This is a genomic window from Actinophytocola gossypii, assembly GCF_025165815.1.
GTDB classification, from domain to species: Bacteria; Actinomycetota; Actinomycetes; order Mycobacteriales; family Pseudonocardiaceae; genus Actinophytocola; species Actinophytocola gossypii.
This window is the reverse complement of record NZ_JAFFZE010000009.1, coordinates 219,519-236,781: the sequence shown is the minus strand read 5'-3', so window position 1 is coordinate 236,781 and position 17,263 is coordinate 219,519. Positions and strand designations below refer to the sequence as shown.

The 17,263-nt window shown below is 71.7% G+C and carries 15 protein-coding genes; 5 read left to right on the top strand and 10 right to left on the bottom strand.

Annotated elements, in window-relative coordinates; genetic code table 11:
• Positions 1 to 1,845 (bottom strand): ABC transporter ATP-binding protein, encoded by a 1,845-nt coding sequence (locus JT362_RS09395; RefSeq protein WP_375546473.1) that lies wholly within the window; start codon positions 1,843 to 1,845, stop codon positions 1 to 3.
• Positions 1,846 to 1,976: 131 nt separating this feature from the next.
• Between JT362_RS09395 and JT362_RS09390 the strand changes: the two genes are divergently transcribed.
• Positions 1,977 to 3,272, top strand: a complete 1,296-nt coding sequence (locus JT362_RS09390) for a glycosyltransferase 87 family protein (RefSeq protein WP_260190685.1) — start codon at positions 1,977 to 1,979, stop codon at positions 3,270 to 3,272.
• 7 nt (positions 3,273 to 3,279) lie between these two features.
• Here the strand turns inward: JT362_RS09390 and JT362_RS09385 are convergent, their stop codons facing one another.
• Both JT362_RS09385 and JT362_RS09380 read right to left on the bottom strand, forming a co-directional pair.
• Positions 3,280 to 3,489, bottom strand: coding sequence for a helix-turn-helix domain-containing protein (locus JT362_RS09385; protein WP_260190684.1), 210 nt, complete (start codon positions 3,487 to 3,489; stop codon positions 3,280 to 3,282).
• A 130-nt stretch (positions 3,490 to 3,619) separates the two neighbouring features.
• Positions 3,620 to 5,245, bottom strand: coding sequence for an ABC-F family ATP-binding cassette domain-containing protein (locus tag JT362_RS09380; protein ID WP_260190683.1), 1,626 nt, complete (start codon positions 5,243 to 5,245; stop codon positions 3,620 to 3,622).
• 178 nt (positions 5,246 to 5,423) lie between these two features.
• Here JT362_RS09380 and JT362_RS09375 point away from each other — a divergent pair, with 178 nt between their 5' ends.
• Positions 5,424 to 6,191, top strand: a complete 768-nt coding sequence (locus tag JT362_RS09375; protein ID WP_260190682.1) for an SDR family oxidoreductase — start codon at positions 5,424 to 5,426, stop codon at positions 6,189 to 6,191.
• A gap of 6 nt (positions 6,192 to 6,197) precedes the next feature.
• Here the strand turns inward: JT362_RS09375 and JT362_RS09370 are convergent, their stop codons facing one another.
• The 3 genes from JT362_RS09370 to JT362_RS09360 form a co-directional block, all read right to left on the bottom strand.
• Positions 6,198 to 6,632, bottom strand: coding sequence for a type II toxin-antitoxin system Rv0910 family toxin (locus JT362_RS09370; protein ID WP_260190681.1), 435 nt, complete (start codon positions 6,630 to 6,632; stop codon positions 6,198 to 6,200).
• Between the two features lie 73 nt (positions 6,633 to 6,705).
• Complete coding sequence (locus tag JT362_RS09365) at positions 6,706 to 9,495, bottom strand: S8 family serine peptidase (RefSeq protein ID WP_511261444.1); 2,790 nt, start codon at positions 9,493 to 9,495, stop codon at positions 6,706 to 6,708.
• Positions 9,496 to 9,694: 199 nt separating this feature from the next.
• Complete coding sequence (locus tag JT362_RS09360; protein WP_260190680.1) at positions 9,695 to 11,248, bottom strand: deoxyguanosinetriphosphate triphosphohydrolase family protein; 1,554 nt, start codon at positions 11,246 to 11,248, stop codon at positions 9,695 to 9,697.
• Between the two features lie 115 nt (positions 11,249 to 11,363).
• On the opposite strand from JT362_RS09360, the gene JT362_RS09355 reads away from it, so the two are divergent.
• The 3 genes from JT362_RS09355 to JT362_RS09345 are packed head-to-tail and all read left to right on the top strand — an operon-like array spanning position 11,364 to position 14,374.
• Positions 11,364 to 13,052, top strand: a complete 1,689-nt coding sequence (locus tag JT362_RS09355) for a GGDEF domain-containing protein (protein ID WP_260190679.1) — start codon at positions 11,364 to 11,366, stop codon at positions 13,050 to 13,052.
• 9 nt (positions 13,053 to 13,061) lie between these two features.
• Positions 13,062 to 13,448, top strand: coding sequence for a MerR family transcriptional regulator (locus tag JT362_RS09350; protein WP_260190678.1), 387 nt, complete (start codon positions 13,062 to 13,064; stop codon positions 13,446 to 13,448).
• Entirely contained in the window at positions 13,445 to 14,374 is a 930-nt protein-coding gene (locus JT362_RS09345) for a hypothetical protein (protein WP_260190677.1), read from the top strand. The genes JT362_RS09350 and JT362_RS09345 overlap by 4 nt, the downstream gene beginning before the upstream one ends.
• Here JT362_RS09345 and JT362_RS09340 read toward each other — a convergent pair.
• From JT362_RS09340 to sufC, 4 genes are read right to left on the bottom strand one after another with little or no spacing between them, the layout of a single operon-like run.
• Positions 14,364 to 14,750 carry a metal-sulfur cluster assembly factor gene (locus JT362_RS09340; protein ID WP_260190676.1) on the bottom strand — a complete coding sequence of 129 codons (387 nt, stop codon included), beginning with the start codon at positions 14,748 to 14,750 and terminating at the stop codon, positions 14,364 to 14,366. The two genes, JT362_RS09345 and JT362_RS09340, sit on opposite strands and share 11 nt — an antisense overlap.
• Positions 14,747 to 15,202, bottom strand: coding sequence for a Fe-S cluster assembly sulfur transfer protein SufU (gene sufU, locus JT362_RS09335; RefSeq protein WP_260190675.1), 456 nt, complete (start codon positions 15,200 to 15,202; stop codon positions 14,747 to 14,749). The genes JT362_RS09340 and sufU overlap by 4 nt, the downstream gene beginning before the upstream one ends.
• Positions 15,199 to 16,458: a cysteine desulfurase gene (locus tag JT362_RS09330; protein ID WP_260190674.1), complete on the bottom strand. Its 1,260-nt coding sequence runs from the start codon at positions 16,456 to 16,458 to the stop codon at positions 15,199 to 15,201. The genes sufU and JT362_RS09330 overlap by 4 nt, the downstream gene beginning before the upstream one ends.
• A gap of 17 nt (positions 16,459 to 16,475) precedes the next feature.
• Positions 16,476 to 17,249 (bottom strand): Fe-S cluster assembly ATPase SufC, encoded by a 774-nt coding sequence (gene sufC / locus JT362_RS09325; RefSeq protein WP_260190673.1) that lies wholly within the window; start codon positions 17,247 to 17,249, stop codon positions 16,476 to 16,478.
• Between the last annotated feature and the right edge of the window lie 14 nt (positions 17,250 to 17,263).

The window sequence follows — 17,263 nt, the reverse complement described above, 5'->3', positions numbered from 1 at the left end:
TCAGGCGGCCGCCGGCTGGTTGGCGAACTGCGTCCGGTACAGCTCCGCGTACCGGCCCTTCGCCGCGAGCAGGGACTCGTGGTCGCCGCGTTCCACGATCCGGCCGTCCTCGACGACCAGGATCTGGTCCGCCGCGCGCACCGTGGACAGCCGGTGCGCGATCACGAGCGCGGTCCGCCCGGCGAGCGCGCCGGCCAGCGCCTCCTGCACGGCCACCTCCGACTCCGAGTCCAGGTGCGCGGTCGCCTCGTCGAGGATCACCACCCTCGGCTGCGCGAGCAGCAGCCGCGCGATCGTCAGCCGCTGCCGCTCGCCGCCGGACAGCCGGTAGCCGCGTTCGCCGACGACCGTGTCCAGGCCGTCCGGCAGGGACCGCACGAGCGCGGACAGCCGCGACCGCTCCAGCGCGTCCCAGATCTCCTCGTCGGTCACCTCCGGCCGCGGGTAGGCCAGGTTCGCGCGGATCGTGTCGTGGAACAGGTGCCCGTCCTGGGTCACCACGCCGACCGCGTCCCGCACCGCGTCGAACGACAGCTCCCGAACGTCCACATCGGACAACCGGACGGCGCCGGAGTCGACGTCGTAGAGCCTCGGCAGCAGCGAGGCGATCGTCGACTTGCCCGCACCCGAGGACCCGACCAGGGCCACCATCTGCCCGGCCTCGGCCCGGAACGACACCCCGTGCAGCACCTCCTCGCCGCCCCGCTGGTCGAGCACCGCGACCTCCTCCAGCGAGGCCAGCGACACCTTGTCCGCCGCCGGGTAGGCGAACCGCACGTCGTCGAACTCCACCGACACTCCCCCGTCCGGCATCCGCCGGGGCGACGGCGACTCGGTGATCATCGGCTTCAGGTCGAGCACCTCGAAGACCCGCTCGAACGACACCAGCGCGGTCATCACGTCCACCCGCACGTTCGCGAGCGCGGTCAGCGGCGTGTAGAGCCGGGTCAGCAGCAACGCCAGCGCGACCACGGTGCCCGGCGCCAGTTGGCCGGTGAGCGCCAGGTACCCGCCGAGCCCGTACACCAGCGCCTGCGCGAGCGCCGACACCAGCGTCAGGCTCGTCATGAACCAGCGGGTCAGCATCGCGGTGCGCACACCGATGTCCCGCACCCGCTCGGCGCGCCCGCCGAACTCCTCGGCCTCGGCGCGCGGGTGGCCGAACAGCTTGACCAGGGTCGCGCCCGGGGCGGAGAACCGCTCGGCCATCTGGGTGGTCATCGACGCGTTCAGGGTGGACGCCTCGCGCTGCAGGTCGGCCATCCGCCTGCCCATCCGCCGCGCCGGGAGCACGAAGATCGGCAGCAGCACCAGCGCGAGCGCGGTCACCTGCCAGGACAGCGTCATCATCACCGCGACCGACAGCACCAGCTGGATCACGTTGGTGACCAGCCCGGCCAGCGTCGAGGTGAACGCGCGCTGCGCACCCATCACGTCGTTGTTCAGCCGCGAGACCAGCGCACCGGTGCGGGTCCTGGTGAAGAACGCCACCGGCATCCGCTGCACGTGCTCGAACACCGCGCGGCGCAGGTCGTAGATCAGCCCCTCACCGATCCGCGACGACTGCCACCGCTCGGCCAGCCCCAGTCCGGCGTCGACGATCGCCACGCCGGCGATCGCGACCGCGAGCCACACCACCAGCGACACGTCCCGCTCGCCGACGATCGCGTCGACCACCCGGCCGGCCAGCAGCGGCGTGGACACCGCGAGCACCGCCGAGACCATGGTCAGCCCGAGGAACACGCTGAGCTTGCCCCAGTGCGGCCTGGCGAACCGGAACACCCGCCTGATCGTGCCCTTGCGCAGCCCCTTCGGTGCGTCCGCGGCGTGCATCGCGCCGCGCATGAACGTCCAACTGCCTTCCACGTCGCCCTCTCCCTAACCTCTACCCCCGCACCGGGCAACGCCACCCGGCGCGACGGGCTTCCCGTTACCCGGAGAGCGAACAGCAGGGCGTGCGCCGGTAACCTGCCCGCGTGGAGCGGACCGGGCAGCGAGCACGGCGCCTCGACCTGCTCGTCTACGGCGTCAGCCTGCTCTTCGCGGCCGGCACCGCGCTGTTCTCGGAGTTCTACGGGTACCGGGTCTGGGGCAACTTCGCGACGGCCGGCTACCTGCTCGCCACCGTGCTCGCCTGCCTCAACCTAGTCTCCAGCACCGGGCTGTCGGCCCGCTCGAGCCTACTGGCGTCGCGCTGGACGCCGGTCGCGCTCGCGGGCCTGCTGGCCGGTGTGGTGCCGCTGCTCGTGCTGATCTTCCGCCGGTCACCGAACTTCGTGTGGGGCGACTGGCCGTGGTCGTTCCCGGCCCAGCCCGAGGTGTGGGTGATCGAGCGGTCCGCGGACCTGCTGCTCGCCGACGGCACGCCCTACCCGGACCTGTCGCTGCTCGACCGGGCGGCGCACCCCGACGACTACACCCCGTACGGCCCGTCGATGACCGTGTTCGGGCTGCCCCGCGCGTTGTTCGGCGACGGCGCGTTCACCGACGCGCGGGTCGCGTTCGCGCTCGGCACGGTGCTGATCATCGCGCTCGCGCTGTACCTGCTCGGCCGGCCAAGGGTCCCGGTGCTCGCCGCGCAGCTGGCCGCGGTCAGCCCGCTCACCCTGCTGACGCTGGTCGTCGCCGGGGACGACGTTCCGGTGATCGCGCTGATCGTGCTCGCCACCGTGCTCGCGTTTCGCGGAAACACGGTCTGGACGGGGGTGGTGTGCGCGATCGTGGCCACGATGAAGCTGACCGCGCTGCCGGCACTGGCCGTGCTGGCGGTGGCGGTCGCGGTTCGCCGGGGCGGGCGCCACCTCGCGATCTTCCTCGGCGCGCTCGTCGCCGCCGCCGCGGCCATCACCGTGCCCGTGCTCCTGGTCGACCCGGCGTCGTTCGTGGAGCACGTGATCCTGTACCCGGCGGGGCTGGGCGAGGCGAGTTCACCGGCGGCGAGCCCACTGCCCGGCCACCTGATCGCGCAGTTGGGCACGGCGGGGCACGCCGCGGCGCTGGTGCTGCTCGCCGCGGCCGCGTGTGTGATCGCCGGGTGGCTGTTGTTGCGCCCGCCGCGCGATCCGGCGGACGTGATGTTGCGGATCGCCGCCGGTCTCGGCACGGCGATCATCCTCGCGCCGGCCACGCGCTGGGGCTACCTGGTGTACCCACTCGCCATGTCCGGCGCGATGATCGCGTTCGCCTCCCTCGACGAACGAGCGGACCGGAACACCGCGGGACCGACCGACGCACTGGTCACGAACCCCGACTCCCGCGGCATCCAACCCTGAGTGACGCTCACTTCTTCTTCGTGCGCGTCGCCCCTCCACGGCCCCGCAGTGTGACACCGGACTCCGAGAGAACCCGGTGCACGAATCCGTAGGAACGGCCCGTCGACTCGGCCAGCGCACGGATGCTGGCGCCCTTCTCGTACTTCCTCTTGAGGTCAGCGGCCAGCTTGTCGCGCGTCGAGCCGGTGATCCGCGCGCCCTTCTTCAGATCAGCCACGTCGTCCGCCTTCCGTAGCGTGTGACGGAGTTCTGATACACCTGACGTGGCCAATGATCGAACACCACGGCGTGGAATGCCAGACGAGAACACAAATGGCTATGAATCCGCTCACCCCGTCCGGGGCACATCAGGCCAGCTGAACGAGTTCCAGGTAGTCGGCAGACCAGTGATCCTCGGTACCATCCGGCAGCAAGATCACCCGTTCGGGTGCAAGCGCCTCGACGGCGCCGGGATCGTGCGTAACCAGAACCACCGCACCGGAGTAACTGTGCAGGGCCTCCAGGACGCGCTCGCGGCTCGCCGGGTCGAGGTTGTTGGTCGGCTCGTCGAGCAGCAGCACGTTGGCCGCGCTGGACACCAGGCCGGCCAGCGCCAGCCTGGTCTTCTCGCCGCCGGAGAGGGTGCCGGCCGGCTGGTCGAGCTGCTCGCCGGAGAACAGGAACGTGCCGAGCAGCGAGCGCAGCTGCTGCTCGGGTGTGTCCGGGGCGGCGTGCCGCACGTTCGACCACACCGTCGCGTCGTGGTCGAGCGTCTCGTGCTCCTGGGCGTAGTACCCGATTCGCAGGCCGTGGCCCGGTATGACCTCGCCCGCGTCGGCCTCCTCCATGTTGCCGAGCAGGCGCAGCAGGGTCGTCTTGCCCGCACCGTTGAGGCCGAGCACGACGACCCGGCTGCCGCGGTCGATGGCGAGGTCGACGCCGGTGAACACCTCGAGCGAGCCGTAGCTCTTGGACAGGCCCTCCGCGGTGAGCGGGGTCTTGCCGCACGGAGCCGGCTCGGGGAAGCGGATCCGGGCGACCTTGTCGGCCTGCCGGACCTCGTCGAGCCCGGACAGCAGCCGGTTCGCGCGCTTGGCCATGTTCTGCGCGGCGACCGCCTTGGTGGCCTTGGCCCGCATCTTGTCCGCCTGCTGCATCAGCGCGGACGCCTTCTTCTCGGCGTTGGCGCGCTCCCGGCGGCGGCGCTTCTCGTCGGCGGCCCGCGCGTCGAGGTAGCGCTGCCAGCCCATGTTGTAGAGGTCGACCACGCCGCGCATGGCGTCGAGGAACCAGACCTTGTTCACCACGTCGGCGAGCAGCTCGACGTCGTGGCTGATCACCACGAGGCCGCCGTTGTGGCCCTTGAGGAACCCGCGCAGCCAGGTGATCGAGTCGGCGTCGAGGTGGTTGGTCGGCTCGTCGAGCAGCAGGGTGGTGCCGGAGCCGGTCCCGCCGCCCTCGGCCGCGGCGAACAGGATCCTGGCGAGTTCGACGCGCCGGCGCTGGCCGCCGGACAGGGTGGACAGCGGCTGGCCGAGCACCCGGTCGGCGAGGCCGAGGTTCGCGCAGATGCGGGCGGCCTCGCTCTCCGCCGCGTACCCGCCGAGCGCGGCGAACCGCTCCTCGAGCCGGCCGTAGCGGCGGACCTCCCGGTCGCGGGTGGTGTCGTCGGCGTGCTCGGACATGGCCGACTGGGCCTTCTCCATGTCGCGCAGGATCTGGTCGAGCCCGCGGGCGGAGAGCACCCGGTCCTTGGCGGTGACGTCGAGGTTGCCCTCACGCGGGTCCTGCGGCAGGTAGCCGAGCTCGCCGGCCCGGCGCAGGTCGCCCGCGTAGGGCTCGCCCTCGCCGGCCAGTACTCGCAGCGTGGTGGTCTTGCCGGCGCCGTTGCGGCCGACGAGGCCGATCCGGTCGCCCGGCTGGACGCGCAGGGTCGTGTCGGAGAGCAGGATCCGGGTGCCGGCGCGCAGTTCGAGGTCCGTGGCGGTGATCATGTTTCGGAGGCTCCGTGAGTGTGGTCGTGGGCAGGACTCGTCCGCCCACCGGCCGTGGCCGGCGGGCTCTCCTGCCGCCTAGGCAGTCCGAACCACCACGCAGTCGAGTGTACGGGTCGGCTTCAACCGGGATTCGCGCCACTCGCGTGCTAAGCGCCCGCTTAGCTAGAGTCTGGCCATGACTCCAGACTTCCAGGGCAAGGTCGCGCTGGTCACGGGCGCGAGCCGCGGCATAGGGCACGCGATCGCGACCGAACTGGCGCGCGGTGGCGCGGCCGTCACGATCTCCTCGCGCAAGGCCGACCAGATCGAGGCGGCCGCCGACGAACTCCGGGCCGAGGTGCCGGGCGCGCGGGTGCTCGCGGTCCCGGCGAACACCGGCAGCGACGACGACCGGGCCAGGGTCGTGCAGCGCACGATCGAGGAGTTCGGCCGGCTCGACGTGCTCGTCAACAACACCGGCATCAACCCGACCTACGGCCCGCTGGCCGAGGCCGACCTGAACGCGGTGCGCAAGATCTTCGACGTGAACGTGGTCGGCGCGCTCGGCTACGTGCAGCTGGCGCTGAAGGCGTGGATGGCCGAGCACGGCGGCTCGATCGTGAACATCGCGTCGGTGGCCGGCCTGCGCTCGTCCGGGGTGATCGCCGCGTACGGCGCGAGCAAGGCCGCGCTGATCCGGCTGACCGAGGAACTGGCCTGGCAGCTCGGCCCCGGCGTGCGGGTGAACGCGGTGGCGCCGGCCGTGGTGAAGACGAAGTTCGCCGAGATGCTGTACACCTCGCGCGAGGAGGAGGCCGCCGCCGCGTATCCGATGAAGCGCCTCGGCGAGCCGGCGGACGTGGCTCAGCTGGTCGCGTTCCTCGCCTCCGACCAGGCCCCCTGGATCACCGGCGAGACCGTCCGCGTCGACGGCGGCATGCTCGCCACCGGCACCCTCGGCTGATCCCGGTCAGCTGAGCAGGCCGGCGAGCGCGGCGACGGACTTGCGGAGGTCGGCGCGCAGGGCGCGGCCGAGCGCGAGGCCGACGGGCCCGAAGACCGGGCGACCGGTCAGCTCGGCGTCGACGGTCACCGTGGAGCGGTCCTCGCCGTCCGGGCGGACGGCGAGGTTCAGTGCCACCCGCACGCCGCCGACGCCGCGGCCGGTGATCGTCAGGCTCCTCGGCGGGGTGTAGCGGTCGATTCGCCAGGTCACGCGGTTGCGCAGGCCCATCACGGCGACCACCGAGGTCACCGTGGTGCCCTCGCCCAGCTCGGCCGGCAGCTCGTCGCGCCAGCCCTCGTGCAGGGTCAGCCACTCGTCGAAGCGGGACAGGTCGGCCGCGGTCTCCCAGGTGCGAGCCGGCGACGCGGGCACCAGCACGGAGGCGTGGACGTGGGCCATGCGTCCAGTGTAGACAGTAGGCGAAATGGGGCCGCCGCCGGCAGGAAGCACCGGCGGCGGCCCGGAAATCAACTCAGCCCGCGGCGTAGCCGTTGACGTGCAGCGACACCGACCGCAGCGTGCCGGTGTCGAACAGCGCAAGGTCGTACGCGGTGAACGTCCACGTTCCGTCCGCCGGCTCCGTCCGCAGGCCCGCGAGCGGGTCGACCGACCGCCAGGTTCCGGTGAACGGCGCCTGCGCGGCGCTCACCGACGCGAACGGCTGCTCGGCGGAGTCGTCGAACACCACCTGGCACAGGTTGTTCCCGCTGCCGCCGTTGCCGGCGAACACCTGGGCACTCGCGCCGGACGGCGAGGTCAGCACGCCCACCATGTCCGACACGTAGGTGTGGTCGATGCCGACCGTGGTCGCCCCGGAGTCGGTCGAGCAGGTCGCCCCGTCGACCGAGAACGTCAGCTTCGACGCCCGGCCGACGCCGCTCACCGGGATCTCGACGCTCGTGCCGACCGTGCTCGCGTCCGGGATCGCCACCGGCGCACCGGTGTAGGCGAAGTCGACGGTCACGTCCGACGGCTCGCCGACCTCGAGAGCGAAGCTCGTCCTGGTCGGCGAGTACGCCCCGGCGAAGGTCACCCGGGTGTCGAGCTGGACCGGCTCCCCGACCTGGTGCGACTCCGGCACGGTGACCTGGAACGTCCTGGTCGCCGTCGCGCCCTTCTCGATCGTGCCGTAGGAGCGCGACCGGGGCGTGATCGTCACCCCGTCCGTCGGCGAGGTCAGCACCATGCTGGTGGACACCGAGGTGGCGTCGCCGGTGTTGGTCACCGGCAGCTCCACGGTCGCGGTGTCACCGGGGTGCAGGTACTCGCCGCCGTCGTCCGGCGTCACCGTCGGGGCCTGCGCCCGCGCCAACGGCTGGGGGCTGGCACCGGTGTAGGCGAGCACCCGGTCGGCGAGGATCACGCCGTGGCCGCTGCGCCCGTCCACGCCGGGCTCGGCGATGTCGATCGCGGTCCTGGTCAGCGCCTCCCGCACCTCGGCTGGGTCGATGCCGGGGTTGCCGGACAGCACCAGGCCGGCGATCGCCGCCGCGTGCGGGGCGGCCGCCGAGGTGCCGAAGAACGGGTCGAAGCCCGGCACGCTGGTCAGCACGCCGTCCGCCGCGGTGATGTCCGGCTTCTGCCGCACCTCGCCGCCGGTGGAGCTGACGTCGCCCGGCGTGATCGGGGTGCCGTCCTCCTCGTAGAAGATCCGGCGCGGGCCGTCGGAGGAGAACCGCTCCAGCGCGGTGTCCTCGCCGAACGCCTCCGGGAACGGGCCGCGCGGGTTCGCCGGGTCGCCCGGCTCCAGGTCGAACGGCAGCGGCTCGTCGGCCGGCGCCGCCGCGACGCTGAACGCGCCCCGTGCCGCCGAGTGGCCGAACGTGACGCCCGGGGTGTTGAACGCCTTCAGCTCACCCGACGTGTCGCCGAAGCGGCCGCGCAGGGCCGACAGCGACAGGTACCGGTCCTCGCCGTTGAACTTCACGATCGCCAGCCGCAACCCGTTGCCGCCGAAGAACGGGGTGTCCACCCGCTCGTACGGGTCCTGGGTGCCGGTCTGGTAGTCCTGGCTGCCCGCCACGACGTTGCCCTGCGAGTCGAGCATGTACAGGTCGTAGTCGTTGTCCGAGGCGCCGAGCGGGTCGGACCAGTTGAGCAGCACCGGCACACCCGCCGACGAGGCGTCCGAGATCGGCTGCAGCACCTGGGTGTTCTCCGACGGGTCGAAGTCGTGCGCGTAGCCGGCGAACTTGCCGATCACCTGGCCGGAGTTGACGAAGTCACCCTCCCAGTGCGCGGCGGTCCCGTCGACGGTGTTGCCCTCGTTGCCGGCCGAGGAGAAGTACAGCGCGCCGTCCTCGACCACGTCGTTCACGGCCTGGGCGATGATCCAGTCCTGGAACGGCGACTCCTTGAAGTAGAGGATGTCGTCGACGATGATGTCGCAGTCCAGCTCGAACCGGAGCGCGCGGATGTTGTCCGCGAAGCTCGCGTCGCTGTTGAACGCGGTGGCGAAGCCCAGCTCGGCGTTCGGCGCCACGTCGTGGATGATCTCCAGCATCGCGGTGCCCTCGTCGCCGCCACCCGCCTGGGTCGGCAGCACGTCGACCTCGGGCAGCTCGCCCGCGGCCTGCGAGGTGGCGAGCGAGTCGATGCCGTCGGACAGCGCGCAGATCTTCACGCCGACGCCGGTGACGCCGATCTCCTCGCGCACGGTGTCCGCGTTGTGCGCGCGGTCGCCCGCGCTGGTGATCGTCGCCGCCTGCTCGGCGAGCGCGGCGCGGGTGTTCCGCTCGATCCGGGCGTCCTTCTCCTCCTTGGACTCCGGCTTGGCCGGCGCGGTGTTCGGGTCGAGCTCACGCGCGGTCATGGCCTCGCCGGCGACCTCGACCTTGCGCACGTCCGAGCGCCGCGCGACCTTGCCGATCGCGGACAACGGCAGCTCGGCCCGGACGCTCCCGTACCGAGTGGACACCGCCTTGAGCGTGGCGCCCGCGTCGGTGAGCGCCTTGAGCAGCCCATCGGAGACGGTGGCGCGGATGTCCACCGTGGTCCGGTTGCCGGACACCTCGACGCCGCTCTGGAGTCGGGGCAGCGCCGCCGACATGGCCGAGCGGTTGGCGCGTGCCTTCAGCTCGAACAGCAGCCTGCTGTCCACTTTGGCCTCAGTGGCCGATCCGTTCTTCTTCAGGTCCTGCAGCGCGCCGATCTGCCGGGCCGCGTTCTCCATCGGGGACAGGCCCTTGGCCTGCTGGGGCGCGGCAACGGCCGGGCTGGCCAGCCCGACCACGGCGAGCAGGCACGCCGCGCCGGTCAGCACAGCACGTCGTCTTCGTGATGAGGGTGCGGGAGTGCGCACGGATTCCCTCCTGCGGGTCACGGCCGTGCCCCCGACACACGACAGCCGAAGCCGGGATCCCCCCGGCCGGCCAACCGTATGGTCGGAGTCTTTCTCCATACAGCGGCCATTCGGCCGAACCACACTCCGTGTGCGTTAACAGTTGCCGGCTGTTAGCGACTCACAGAACGAAAGCGTCTGACCACGGCTGCGCGCCCCGGCCGGACAGCGCGTCGAGCAGGGTCGACGCCTGGCTGTCGGTCAGCGACGAGACGAAGTCGATCACCGCGCGTCCCCTTGCCAGCTCCCGGATTCCGGCCGCGCCCTGCGGCATCTCGCCGACCGCGCCGACCAAAGTGGACATATCGGTCTCGGCCAGGGTGGCGTACTCGTGTTCGGCGAGGTCGACCAGATCCTGCAGCCGGCGCGGCAGCCGGTCGGACTCGTACCGGTCGGTGAGCCACTGTTCGAGCGCCTGCACCAGGGAGGTGAGCAGCCGGGCCTGACCGCGCTGGTGCAGCGCGAGATCCGGACGGAGCAGGACGAACCGCCGGTGCACGAACTTGAGCACCTGGACCTCGTGCCACTGCGCGGATCCGAGCAGCACGTGCCCGGAGCGGGTCGGCGGGTCGAGCACGACGCTCATTCCGCTGACGAGCCGCACGGTCCAGCCCGCAGAGAACCGGCCGATGGTCTGCTCGGCTTCGGCCGAGCCGTCGAACGGGGTGGCGAGCAGGGTGTCGACCAGCTCGGTGCGCACCCGCCGCACGGCCGCGACGAACGCGTCGTCGTCGACGATCCAGGAGTCGCGCAGGTGCAGCCGGCGGCGCAGGATCTCCAGCGAGTAGCCGGGCCGGCGCGAGTGCGTGGCCAGCAGCCCGTCGTCGAGCTGGGCCAGCTCGAGCGCGCCGGTCAGCCAGCGCCCGAGCTCGGCGGCGACCGGCGCGTGCTGGAGGACGCCGATGCGGTGGAAGTCCTCCAGGTCGTGGATGGCGTAGGCGATGTCGTCGGCGGTGTCCATCACCGACGCCTCGACGGTCTGCTGCCAGGGCGCCAGCCGGTCGGCGAACGGCTCGCGAGCCTGGGCGAAGTCGTCGAGTTCGGTGACGTAGACGCTGAACTTGCTGGAGCCGGTGCCCTTCTCCCCCGCCGGCTCGGACGCGCCGCGCGGCGGGTCGGCGAGGTGGCGCGGGTGCGGGTCGGGATGGGTGAGCCTGGTCCAGGGGTACTTCAGCATCGCGGCCCGCACCGCGGCGGTGAGGTCGAGGCCGACCGCGCTCGGGCCGCCGGTGTCGGTGGTGGTGACGATGCGCACGCTCTGCGCGTTGCCCTCGAACCCGTCCGGCAGGCCGAACCGGTGTCTGGCCAGCCGGTCGAGCACCTGCTCGCCGAGGTGCCCGAACGGCGGGTGCCCGAGGTCGTGCGCGAGCCCGGCGGCCTCGACGACGTCCGGGTCGCACCCGCCGAGCTGGTCGATGAGCTCGGCGAGGTCGGGCGCGCCGGTGATCCGCTCGGCGATGGCGCGGGCGACCTGGGCGACCTTGAGGCTGTGGGTGAGGCGGTTGTGCAGCAGCCCGGAGCCGCTGGCGCTGACGACCTGGGTGACACCGCCGAGCCTGGCGAAGAAGGGCGAGGCGACCACACGGTCCCGGTCGGCCCGGAACGGACTGGCTGCCAGGTCCCCGGAGGGACTGCCGGAACGTCTGGCGGCGCGCTGCTCCTCGTGATCACCCATGACGACACCTTATGGGTCATCGCGACGTCATAGGAGAGTCACGCAACGTGATCGCCGGATGAACTTCCGATTACAAATGGTGACCACGGCGGCCAGCGCTGGGCAGGATGATGACATGGCCGTTGTGCCTGGTGTGTCCTACGCGTTCCAGCCCATGCTCAGCACGCGCACGGGCCGCCTCGTCGCGCTCGAGGTGCTCGCCCGTCCCGACGCCGGCTCCGTGCACGACCTGCTCCGCCGCGCCGCGAACGCCGGCCAGCTCGTCGAGACCGACATCGCGCTCGCCGAGGGTGCGGTGCACGCCGCCGCCGACCAGGAGCACCCGCTGCACGTCAACGTGCTCGCCCTCACCGCGACCCGCCCGGACGAGCTGCTCGACGCGCTCACCGGCGCCTTGCGGGCCACCGGTCGCGATCCGAAGGACGTGACGATCGAGATCACTCCCCCGTTCGGCGGGATCTCCCGGGGCGCCCTGTTCGACGGACTGCACACGCTCCGTCGCAACGGGTTCCGGCTGGCCTTCGACGGCGCAGGGGACGGCGACCTGCCGCTGTCGCTCCTCGCCGACTTCGTGCCGGACATGGTCAAGCTCGACGGGTACCTGCTGCGCGGCGTTCCGCAGGAAGCGGGCGTGGTCGCGGTCGTGGAGGCGCTGGTCCACCTCTCCGGGCGCACCGGCATCAAGCTCGCCGCGGTCGGCGTCGAGACCGAGGAGCAGCTGGTCGCGATCGGCCGGCTCGGTGTCCCGGTCGCCCAGGGCAACCTGCTCGCCGCCGCCCGGCGCGGCGGGCAGGCCGTCGTTCCGTCGCAGGTCACCACCCTCACCCGGCTCGACTCGGCGCCGGCCACCGGGCAGGGCGTGCCGCTGGTCGCCGACCTGCTGCGGCCGGCGGTCACCATGTCCGACACCGCCACCTCCGACCAGGTGCGCGACGCGTTCGTCGAGGCTCCCGAGGTCACCGGCGTCGTGCTGGTCGACGGCGCGGGCCGGCCGAGCCACACGGTCGACCGCAGCCGGTTCCTGCTCGCGGTCACGGGGCCCTACGGCCACGCGCTGCACGCCAGCCGACCCGCCGCCCGGCACGCGGACCCGCCGCGCACGATCCGCTCGGACGCCACCAGCCAGGACCTGCTCGAGTCGGTCGGCGAGACCGAGGGCAGCCGGGCCGCCGACGACGTCGTGGTCATCGACGCCGCCGGCCGGTGCGTCGGCGTGGTGCGGCTGACCGAGGTGGTGCGGGTGGTCGCCGACGCCAAGGTCGAGCAGGCCGCCGCGCTCAACCCGCTGACCAGGCTGCCCGGCACCGGCGCGGTGGCCCGCGAGATCGACCGGCGCGTCGAGCGCGGCGAGATGTTCGTGGTCAGCTGGCTGGACGTGGACGCGTTCAAGGCGGTCAACGACACCAAGGGCTTCGCCGCCGGCGACGACCTGATCCGTGCGCTCGGGCTCGCGCTCACCGACGCGGAGGCGTCGCTGGGCGACACGGTGGTCGCGCACGTCGGCGGCGACGACTTCCTGGTGGTGACCGGGTTGGACGAGATCGCGACGGTGGCCACCGAGCTGGTCGACCGGGCCTGGACGGTGGAGGACCTGACCGTCAGCGTCTCGCTGGCGTCGCTGGTGTGCGCGGTGGCCTCGGTCGGCTCGTACCGGGAGGCCTCCCGCCTGCTCGCGCCGCTCAAGCAGCGGGCCAAGGCGGTGCCCGGGTCGAGCTGGGTGCTCGGCCGGCCCGGCAACGACCGGGTGGACGTGCTGCGCGGCCGCCTCCAAGATTCGGGTCGCCCGGTGGACAGACCGGCTTAGGATCGGTTGATGCGGCGCTACTCACCTGGCCAGGTGGCCGAGCGGACCGGCTTCAGCCTCGACACCCTGCGCTACTACGAGCGGATCGGCCTGCTGGACGGGATCGAGCGGAACTCCGGCGGGCAGCGGGTGTTCACCGAGGACGACCTCGGGTGGCTGCGGATCCTGCGCTGCCTGCGCGAGACCGGCATGCCGATCGCGCGGATGGTGCGCTACGCCGAGCTCGCCCGCGGCGGCGACGAGACGGTCGCCGAACGGCTGGCGGTGCTCGAGGAGCACGACGAGGACATCACCAGGCGCATCGAGCTGCTGCGCGCCGAGCAGGAGCACATCCGCGGCAAGATCGCCCACTACCGGGAGAAGGCCGAACCGGCGGCCGCGGTCGAGCCGGCATGACCGCCGACCCGCCGGAGGAGCCGACCGGCCTCGACGACCTGCTCCACGAGCCGCCGGCCCGGCGGGCACCGGAGCGGGCCGGACCGAGGGCCTACCGGCACCCGGCGTACTACGTGTCGCTGACCGTCGTGGTGATGCTGGTGCTCGGGATGATCGCGGGTCTCGCGGTGCTGGCCGCCGACCCGCCGGTGCGCCGGGTGGCGGGCACGGCCGCGGGTCTGGACATTCCAGCGCTGCCGGTGCCGACCAGCTCCACGCCGGTCGAGGCCACCCCGCCGCCTGTCCCACCGCCGGACGGCTACGCCGCCCTGGCCGCGCATCCGCTGTCGACCTCACCCGCGGAGCTGTGGGAGGTGACGTGCCTGTTGCCGACGTTCGATGCTGACGCGCAGGAAGCGTTCTACGCGGCGGCGGCGGTGTGCGCCGACGACGCCTTCGGTGGGCTGTTCGCCGCCGCCGAGCTGCCGGTACCGGCGGTCGACGTGGTGACCGTCCAGGACGGTGAGGTGAAGTCGCGGTGCGGTGCGGTGGCGGCGACGGCGTCCGTCACCAGCTGCGCGGGCACCGTCTACATGACACCGGCGTACCTGCGGGACGTCGAGGGCAACGGGCGTTATCCCGGTCGGTACCTCGGGGTGTTTCTGCGTGAGTACGCGGAGGTGGCCCTGCTCGCCGGTTACGGGAGCACGTACGAGGAGGCCGCCGACGAGTCCGGAGTGGACGACCGGCTGAGCCTACAGGCGACCTGCCTGGTCGGCATCGCGTCGGCCGCGATGGCCGGCCACGGGTCGGTGGACGCCAACATCACCGGCGAGATCCGCGACCGGCTGTCCGCCGTGGACGCACTGCCGGACGCGAACAGCTGGCTGGACAAGGGGTTCTCGTCCGGCCGGCTGTCCGCGTGCGACGTGTGGACTACAGGGTGAAGCCGAGGGCGCGCAGCTGCTCGCGGCCGTCCTCGGTGATCTTCTCCGGGCCCCACGGCGGCATCCAGACCCAGTTGATCCGGAAGTCGCTCACCAGGCCGCCGCCCGGGCCAGCGGTCAGCGCGGCGCGGGTCTGGTCCTCGATCACGTCGGTCAGCGGGCACGCCGCCGACGTCAGGGTCATGTCGATCGTCGCGGTGTTGTCCTCCTCGACGCGGAGGTCGTACACCAGGCCGAGGTCGACGACGTTGATCCCCAACTCGGGGTCGACCACGTCGCGCATGGCCTCCTCGATGTCGTCGATCGCCGCCACGTCCGCCTTCGGCGCCGGGGGCTCCGGGAGGGACTCGACGCCTCGTTCGATGTTCTCGGTCATCGGGTTGCTCCTTCGGCTCGGGAGGCTGCCTGTGACACGGCGTCCTTGAACGCCATCCAACCCAGCAGCGCGCACTTCACCCGCGCGGGATACTTCGCCACCCCGGCGAAGGCCACGCCGTCCTCCAGCACGTCCTCGTCCGGCTCCACCTGGCCCCGGCCCTGCACCATCTCCACGAAGGCGTCCATCGTGGCCAGCGCCTCCTCGACGGTCCGGCCCTGGACCAGGTCGGTCAGCACCGACGTGGACGCCTGGCTGATCGAGCAGCCCTGGCCGTCGTAGGACACGTCGCCGACCTTCGCGTCGGCCAGTGCCACCCGCAGCGTCACCTCGTCGCCACAGGTGGGGTTCACCTGGAACGACTCGGCGTCGTACGGCTCGCGCAGACCGCGCCCGTGCGGGTTCTTGTAGTGGTCCAGGATGATCTCCTGGTACATCGACTCCAGGTTCATGTGAAGACCCTCTTCACCCGGTCCAGGCCCGCGATCAGCGCGTCGACCTCGGCGTGCGTGTTGTACAGGTAGAACGACGCCCGAGTGGTCGCCGGAATTCCGTACCGCACGACGGCCGGCCGCGCGCAGTGGTGCCCGACCCGTACCGCGATGCCCTGCTCGTCGAGGATCTGGCCCACGTCGTGCGGGTGGATGCCCTCCAGCGCGAACGACACCTCGGCGACCCGGTTCTCGGCCGTGTTCGGGCCGATCACCCGCAGGCCCTCCACCTCGGCGAAGCGCTCGATGACGTACCGGGTCAGCTCGTGCTCGTGCGCGGCGATGGCGTCCATGCCGACGGCCGTGAGGTAGTCCACGGCCGCACCGAGGCCGACCGCCTCGGCGATCGGCGGGGTGCCCGCCTCGAACTTGTGCGGCGGCGGGGCGAACGTGGACTTCTCCATCGTCACCAGCTCGATCATCTCGCCGCCGCCGAGGAACGGGGGCAGTTCCTGCAGCAGCGGCAGCCGGGCCCACAGCACGCCGATACCGGTCGGGCCGAGCATCTTGTGGCAGGTGACCGCCACGAAGTCCGCGCCGAGCGCCGACACGTCGAACGGCAGGTGCGGCGCCGACTGCGACGCGTCGACCAGCACCAGCGCACCGACCTCGCGGGCCCGCTTGACCACCACGTCGACCGGGTTGATCGTGCCGAGCAGGTTGGACACGTGCGTCATCGAGACGATCTTCGTCCGCTCGGTGACCACGGAGTCCAGTGTGGACAGGTCGAGCCTGCCCTCGTCGGTGAGCCGCAGCCACTTCACCGTCGCGCCCGTGCGCTCCGCGAGCTGGTGCCACGGAACGATGTTGGAGTGATGCTCCATCTCGGTGATGACGATCTCGTCACCGGGGCCGACCCGGTAGCCCGGCCCGGCGTCGCCGAGCACGCGGGCCACCAGGTTGATCGCCTCCGAGGTGTTCTTGGTGAAGATCACCTCGTCGCGGCTCGGGGCGCCGATGAACTTCGCCATCTTGTCCCGGGCGCCCTCGTACAGCGCGGTGGCCTCCTCGGCCAGTGTGTGGATGCCGCGGTGCACGTTGGCGTTGTGCTTCTCGTAGTACTCGACGAGCGCGTCGATGACCTGGCGCGGCTTCTGCGAGGTGGCCGCGTTGTCCAGGTACACCAACGGTTTGTCGCCGTGCACGAGCCGGGACAGGATCGGGAAGTCCTTGCGGACCGTCTCGACGTCGAAGGGCGCGGCGGTGGTGGTGGTCATCCGGGAACCCTCTATTCTCAGCCGATCGCGGCCGGCTCCTGCTTGCCGGTGAAGCGGACGTAGCCGTGCTCCTCGAGCTGGTCGGCCAGCTCGGATCCGCCGGACTCGACGATCCGGCCGCCGGCGAACACGTGCACGAAGTCCGGCGTGATGTGCCGCAGGATCCGGGTGTAGTGGGTGATCAGCATGATGCCGACCTCGCCGCCCTCCCGGACCCGGTTGATGCCCTCGGAGACCACGCGCAGCGCGTCGACGTCCAGGCCGGAGTCGGTCTCGTCCAGGATCGCGATCTTCGGCCGGAGCAGCGCGAGCTGCAGGATCTCGTGGCGCTTCTTCTCACCGCCGGAGAAGCCCTCGTTCACCGAGCGCTCGGCGAACGCCGGGTCGATGTCGAGGTCGGCCATGGCCTCCTTGACCTCCTTGACCCAGTGCCGCAGCTTCGGCGCCTCACCCCGGACCGAGGTCGCGGCGGTGCGCAGGAAGTTCGACATCGACACGCCGGGCACCTCGACCGGGTACTGCATGGCGAGGAACAGACCGGCGCGGGCGCGCTCGTCGACCGACATCTCCAGGACGTCCTCGCCGTCCAGGGTCACCGAGCCGGAGGTCACCTCGTACTTGGGGTGGCCGGCGACGGCGTAGGACAGCGTGGACTTGCCGGACCCGTTCGGGCCCATGATCGCGTGCGTCTCGCCCGAGTTGATCGTCAGGTCGACCCCGGACAGGATCTCCTTGGCGGTCTCGTCGGTGGTGACCGAGACGTGCAGATCCCTGATCTCCAGCGTGGCCATCTCTTGCTTTCTCC